Annotated in this window: 6 protein-coding genes; 1 reads left to right on the forward strand and 5 read right to left on the reverse strand. The window is 64.6% G+C overall.

The window, feature by feature from the left end:
* A partial coding sequence (locus EOA79_RS29620) for an HTH domain-containing protein (protein WP_128293542.1) occupies positions 1–272 on the reverse strand: 272 nt, incomplete at its 3' end.
* A gap of 222 nt (positions 273–494) precedes the next feature.
* Positions 495–659 (reverse strand): hypothetical protein, encoded by a 165-nt coding sequence (locus tag EOA79_RS29625; protein WP_082953649.1) that lies wholly within the window; start codon positions 657–659, stop codon positions 495–497.
* Between the two features lie 184 nt (positions 660–843).
* On the opposite strand from EOA79_RS29625, the gene EOA79_RS29630 reads away from it, so the two are divergent.
* On the forward strand, positions 844–1023 hold the full coding sequence (locus EOA79_RS29630; RefSeq protein ID WP_164748128.1) for a hypothetical protein: 180 nt from the start codon (positions 844–846) through the stop codon (positions 1021–1023).
* 226 nt (positions 1024–1249) lie between these two features.
* Here EOA79_RS29630 and EOA79_RS29635 read toward each other — a convergent pair whose 3' ends face one another.
* From EOA79_RS29635 to EOA79_RS29645, 3 genes are all read right to left on the reverse strand, one after another.
* Positions 1250–2275 (reverse strand): class I fructose-bisphosphate aldolase, encoded by a 1026-nt coding sequence (locus EOA79_RS29635; RefSeq protein WP_095782513.1) that lies wholly within the window; start codon positions 2273–2275, stop codon positions 1250–1252.
* Between the two features lie 124 nt (positions 2276–2399).
* On the reverse strand, positions 2400–3596 hold the full coding sequence (locus tag EOA79_RS29640; protein ID WP_095824045.1) for a phosphoglycerate kinase: 1197 nt from the start codon (positions 3594–3596) through the stop codon (positions 2400–2402).
* Positions 3597–3698: 102 nt separating this feature from the next.
* The coding region (locus tag EOA79_RS29645) for a potassium/proton antiporter (protein WP_128293544.1) at positions 3699–4791 on the reverse strand (1093 nt) is incomplete at its 5' end.

Consider the following 4791-nt stretch of genomic DNA (forward strand, 5'->3'; position numbering starts at 1 on the left):
CCGCCAAAGGCGCGCACCATGCGGGCGCCGGCAACCAGCGCGACGATCTCGTCACGCGTGAACATCAGCGGCGGAAGGTCGAAACCTTCCCTCATCATGTAGCCGACACCCGCCTCGCCGTCGATCGGCACGCCGGTCGACTGCAAGTCGGCTATATCGCGGTAGATGGTCCGCTCGGACACCTCGAGCCACGTCCCGAGCTTCTGCGCGGTGACCAGTCTGCCTCCGCGCAGATGCTGCACGATCTGGAAAAGCCTGTCGGCGCGGCGCATCGTTTGACCCCTTGGCTTCGGTTCTACGCATGCCGCGGTCCCAAAACCGGTTCCCGCAGGTTCGAGGCTGCTTCAATAACGCAAGCCTCCTGACAACATAGTGTCAGGAGGCTGCAGCCACTCCACCACCGGACAACGGCGTCTTTCCTGAAACCCAGCGTTTCAACCGACATTACATCTGGGCGCGCCATGGCCGCTATCCAAGTCATGCGCCGAAAAATTTCAGTTCTCACGCACGCGGCCGTTATAAAGGTCCGGCCAACCGATGTCCTTGCGAATGTCCGCCGGCAAAGTGTTCAGGAAACGCTGGGTCCGGATCTCGTTCCGCACGGTGCGGATCTTGCCGACATAGTGCTGCACGCTACGCAGGATGGTAAAACCGTTCATGACCGAGCTCCTCTTTTTGACGAGAGGAGTATCTCACACCCCTGCTGACAGCAGTCTGTCAGCAGGGGTGCGAGGTAGCCGAAGCCGGCGCCAGAACGATCAGCGCGGTCCCATGGATGTCCCTTCGTTTGTCAGGAGCGATGCGGTGCGAAAGCGCCAAGAACCGCTTTGACAGCCGCCGAGGATGCTGCTCAAAGGCGGCATGACGAAACTGCTCGCCCTTGTCATCATCGGCATCATGCTCATCCAGATCATCAAGCCGCTCGGCTGGCCGGGGCTGAAGCGCCGCAGCGATTTCTGGAAGCTGGCGCTGCTTGCAATGGCCGCAATCTCGCTGGCGGCCATGCTTGGGCATTGGACTTGAGGCACGTCGATTTGAGGTGAGGACGGCCTGCGAAGGGCGGCGCTGGCCCCCGCTGGTTCGACGCCTCAGCTGGGAGTGCGGCCGGCAAAGATAAACCCGGGCCTTGGCCGCCCGGGTTCTCAGCGCTCTAGGGAAAGCTCAAAGCGCGTCGACGCGCTTCAAGTCGTTGTTGATGCATGTCGTTGCCCCAGAATCCCTGCACACTTCTGGGCGAGATGCATTGGTATCAGGCGGCCTTTTCCAGCGCCGGCTGCCATTGTCCGAGCGCCGCCAGATGATTCATGTGGGCGCGATGGATGAAGGCAGCCTGGCCGGCGGCGACGTTCGACGCCTTGCCGCTCCAGGCCTTCTGCGCGGCCGCCTGCAGGGCGCGGCCGTAGGAGAAGGAGAGCTTCCACGGATGTGGGCCGATGACGTTGATGGCGTTAAGGTTGGCCGTCGCTTCCTCGTCGTCCTGGCCGCCCGACAGGAAGGCAATGCCGGGCACCGCCACGGGCACGGTTTCGCGAAACAGCTTGATCGTCTTCTGGGCGACCGCTTCGGGACTGTCCTTCTTGCCCGATTTCTTGCCGGAGATGACCATGTTCGGCTTGAGGATGGTGCCTTCGAGCACCACGCGTGCGGCATAAAGCTCGCCATAGAGCTTCAGCAGGGTCGCCTTGCTCACCTCGTAGCAGGTGTCGATCGAGTGGGCGCCGTCCATCAGCACTTCCGGCTCGACGATCGGCACGATGCCTGCCTCCTGGCAGAGCGCGGCGTAGCGTGCCAGCGCATGCGCGTTGGAGGCGATCGAGGTGGCTGACGGCACGCCCTTGGCGGTGTCGATGTCGATCACCGCGCGCCATTTGGCGAACCGGGCGCCGAGCTTATAGTAGTCCGCCAGCCGCTCGCGCAGGCCATCGAGACCCTCGGTGATGGTGTCGCCGGGAAAGCCGGCGAGAGGCTTGGCGCCGACATCGACCTTGATGCCCGGAATGGCGCCGGCGGCCTTGATGATGTCGACCAGCGGCGTGCCGTCGGCAGCCTTCTGGCGAATGGTCTCGTCATAGAGGATGACGCCGGAAATATACTTGGTCATCGCCTCCTTGGCGCGGAACATCATCTCGCGATAGTCGCGCCGATTGTCGGCGGTCGATTCGACGCCGATGACGTCGAAGCGCTTCTTGATGGTGCCGGAGCTCTCATCGGCGGCCAAAAGGCCCTTGCCATCCGCCACGATCGCGGCGGCAATGTCTTCGAGACGTTCGCTCATGGTGCTCTCCTAAGGTGCGTTTATTCCGCGCTAGCAGAACACTACCGCCAAAGGAATGACGCCGAAAAGCTCGAATCGATTGAAAGTCTCGATAGCGGCGTCCGTTCGGAAAGTCTTGAATGACTCAGCGCTTCAGCACCTCGACGCCCGGCAGCGGCTTGCCTTCCATCCATTCGAGGAAGGCGCCGCCGGCGGTCGAGACATAGGTGAAATCGTCGGCGACGCCGGCATGGTTGAGCGCGGCCACCGTGTCGCCGCCGCCGGCGACCGAAACCAGCTTGCCTTCCTTTGTGCGGGCTGCCGCATGCTTTGCCGCAGCCACCGTGGCGCGGTCGAAGGGTTCGATCTCGAATGCACCGAGCGGGCCGTTCCAGACCAGCGTGGCAGCGCGGTCGATCCAATCGGCGACGCTCTTCACGGTTTTCTCGCCGACATCGAGGATCATGCCGTCTGCGGGCACGTCGGAGATGGCGACGGTTTGGCTGGCGGCACCCGCCTTGAATTCCTTCGCCACGACGCCGTCGGCGGGCAGAATGATGGCGCAGCCGGCTTCGGCCGCCTCGATCATGATCTGCTTGGCGGTGGAGGCCAGGTCATGCTCGCAGAGCGATTTGCCGACATCGGTACCGCGCGCGGCGAGGAAGGTGTTGGCCATGCCGCCGCCGATTACCAGCGCGTCGACCTTCTTCACCAGGTTCATCAAAAGATCGATCTTGGTCGAGACCTTGGCGCCGCCGACGATGGCCACGACGGGCCGCACCGGATTGCCGAGACCTTGTTCCAACGCGTCGAGCTCGGCCTGCATGGTGCGGCCGGCATAGGCCGGCAGGCGGTGCGCCAGGCCTTCGGTCGACGCATGCGCGCGATGCGCGGCGGAAAAGGCGTCGTTGACGTAGATGTCGCCATTGGCGGCGAGCTTTTCGGTGAAGGCCTGATCGTTCTTCTCCTCGGCCTTGTGGAAGCGGGTGTTTTCCAAAAGCAGGACGTCGCCATCCTTCATGGCGGCAACCGCGTCGGCGGCCTTGTCGCCGATGCAGTCGGAGGCGAAGCCGACCGGGCGGCCGAGCACTTCCGCCGTGGCGCGAGCGATCGGCTCGAGCGAAAATTCGGCCGACGGGCCGTCCTTCGGACGACCGAAATGCGCGAGCAGTATCACCCTGGCGCCTTTGCCGGAGAGCTCGGAAATGGTCGGCGCGATGCGCTCGATGCGGGTGGCGTCCGTCACCTTGCCGTCGGCGACGGGAACGTTGAGGTCGACGCGCACCAGGATGCGCTTGCCGCCAACGGCGCCGATATCGTCGAGTGTCTTGAAGCCGGCCATGGTCGTCCTTTCCGCCAAAAACGCGGCGACCTTACCCGCCACCGGGCACGATGCAAGGCCTGGGCCGCACAGCGCGTGCAAAAATGATGTCGTTGTGTGACGTCAGCTCTCGCTGGCTGATTTTGGCGCCATGGGCTTGGACGTCGTCATTTCGTCCGGCTCGCTTTGAGGAACCTTGCTTGGCGCTGGTTTGCGCCAGCCGCGGATAAAGGCGGCGATGCGGTCGGCGATCTCGCCGGCGCTCAGGAAAACCGGCACGCGCGCCACCGGCGCGGTCGGCTCGAAGGACAGGCCAAGCCCGGTGATCCGGCCCTTCTCGTCGACATCGCGTACGATCAGCTCGATCGGGCCGATCATCACGCGGTCGGCATATTCGGCCTGGCCGCCGAGCCGCTCGGTGACCAGCGCCGCGACGGTGAGCTTCTGTTCGGTCTCGGTGAGGCCGGGCCCATAGGCGGCTTCGAGCTCGGCGGCGGAGCGGGCCGGATCGACGGCAAAGGCGCCAAAGAAGTCGGCATCCTCGGGGTCGACGACGGCGCGGCTGGCGAAGAGCTTGTCGAGCAGGCGCGGATAGCGGTCCGGCACGAAGATGTAGACCTGATCGCCGGCGGCGAGCCGGCCCATGTCCTGGAACCGCATGGAGCGGCCGTCGCGCAGCACCAGCGAAGGCCTCGCCCAGCGCGGGATGCGTTCGCCGCGCGCCACCGGACTACCGGGAGCGACGCGATAGGCGAGCAGCTCGTGGTGAGCCGAGCCCGGCAGCTCGAGCTCGACCTTGTCGAGCGGTCCAAGCCTTGCCGGCACGACGAGGCCGAGACGGCGCGCCAGCGGACCGACGGTCCAGCCCTGCACCACCAGCGAGACCAGCACGATGATGAAGGCGACATTGAAGATGAGGCGACCGTTGGCGAGACCGCCGAGCAGTGGCGTGATGGCAAGCAGGATCGAAACGGCGCCGCGCAACCCGACCCAGGAGACGAAGGCGACCTCCGGACGTGGCAGGCGGAACGGCATCAGGCAGAGCCAGACGGCCAAGGGCCGCGCCACGAAGATCAGGAACAGGCCGAGCAGGATCGCCGGCAGCAGGATCGCTGGGAATTGCGAGGGCGTGGCAAACAGGCCGAGGATCAAAAACATGATGATCTGCGCCAGCCACGACATACCGTCCTGGAAGCGCTTCAGGATGGTGACGGCG

This window comes from Mesorhizobium sp. M1A.F.Ca.IN.020.03.2.1, assembly GCF_004023205.1.
Classification (GTDB): Bacteria; Pseudomonadota; Alphaproteobacteria; order Rhizobiales; family Rhizobiaceae; genus Mesorhizobium.